Source organism: uncultured Anaerofustis sp., assembly GCF_938029165.1.
GTDB lineage: Bacteria > Bacillota > Clostridia > Eubacteriales > Anaerofustaceae > Anaerofustis.
The window spans coordinates 1-1456 of the sequence record NZ_CALHFB010000015.1 but is presented as its reverse complement, the minus strand read 5'-3'; the positions used below and the strand labels follow the sequence as shown (position 1 = coordinate 1456).

Annotated in this window: 1 protein-coding gene and 1 tRNA gene; both read right to left on the bottom strand. The window is 32.3% G+C overall.

Annotated elements, in window-relative coordinates:
* Window positions 1-190: 190 nt before the first annotated feature.
* Window positions 191-266 (bottom strand) — tRNA-Asn (locus Q0516_RS01940).
* A gap of 198 nt (window positions 267-464) precedes the next feature.
* Window positions 465-1100, bottom strand: a complete 636-nt coding sequence (locus Q0516_RS01935; RefSeq protein ID WP_299237237.1) for a CatB-related O-acetyltransferase — start codon at window positions 1098-1100, stop codon at window positions 465-467.
* Between the last annotated feature and the right edge of the window lie 356 nt (window positions 1101-1456).

Genomic DNA, 1456 nt, shown 5'->3' with positions numbered 1-1456 from the left:
GGCTTGAGCGGAGATTTTTTGGTACTTTTTAATCTTTTAAAAAGTGCCGGGGTTTAAGGGGTAGAGCCCCTTATGCAGGTATTAGGACGAAGTCCTACAATAAAAAAGGTCTTAGGAATTTCCTAAGACCTTTCTAAGTTTAAGGGCAACGCCCTTTATATATTTTAATCATATTTTTAGACAAAAAAAATGGCTCCCCAGGTAGGACTTGAACCTACGACCTTTCGGTTAACAGCCGACTGCTCCACCGATTGAGCTACTGAGGAACGCTACTTAATTATTATACACATCTATTATTAGATGTCAATACCTTTTTTATCCATAAAATAAATTTTTATGTGTAAAATAAGTATCAAATCGTACTTCATTATTATATTCATATTTATATTTATTATTCATAAAAATTAATTTTTTTTATATATTTCGATTTAAAAAAGGTAAGGAAAATATCCTTACCTTTATATTTATAATCCCTTTAAATTTTCTACATTTCCCGACTTTATTGCTTCTATATTATTTCTTATTTTATCTTTATCCCAGTCCCACCATTTTATTTCAAGCATGGCATTTATGGTTTCGTCGTTAAATCTTTTCTTTATGGGCTTTGCGGGAACTCCTCCGACGATGGTATAAGGCTCGACGTCTTTGGTTACAACCGCACGTGTCCCGATGAGCGCACCGTCACCTATTTTTACTCCCGCCATAATAACAGCTTCGTACCCGATCCATACATCATTTCCTATTACAATGTCGCCCTTATTGTCCCAAGACTGCGTGACATCTTTCATATCAAGTCCCCATTCATCGAAAAACAGAGGGAAGGGGTATGAAGATAATGACTTCATCGTATGATTGGCACTGTTGAATAAGAATTTTGCACCGCATGCTATGGAGCAGAATTTGCCTATGATGAGCTTATCGTTGTTTATCGGATAATGGTATAGAACGTTATTCTTCTCAAACTGCACTGGGTCCTTTACAAAGTCGTTATACATTGTATAGTCCCCGACGGTTATGTTTTCGTTTGTAATCGCATTTTTTAAGTAAATCGTTTCTCTGTCACCCTTACGAGGGTATATTTTATTTTCCGGAATAGTCATAAAAAATCCTCCTATTATTTTAGTTTTTTTAAGCTAATCCGGTCAAAGCAATGCAAAGTTTCATCTTAACCACCTCTCTTATTTATAATAAGATAATATCATATTTATATTTTAAAATCTATCTTATAACCAATGTGTAATATTTACTAAAGATAAAAATATCTTATTTAAATATTTATAGGAAAATATTACTGCCCCAAACCTTTAACAGTTTTATTTAAAACATAATATGCAGGAAGCAGTGAATAAAAAAAATATTGGTTTTTTTTATATAAATATGATGCAGCTATATGAGGTATTATTTATAGGATACTAAAAATCTAAAATAAATACTATTGTTTCTAAAAACACATTTG

Bases quoted from the DNA above. Each gene is read 5' to 3' on its own strand.
- Q0516_RS01935 (WP_299237237.1), bottom strand. From the start codon at position 1,100: ATGACTATTCCGGAAAATAAAATATACCCTCGTAAGGGTGACAGAGAA.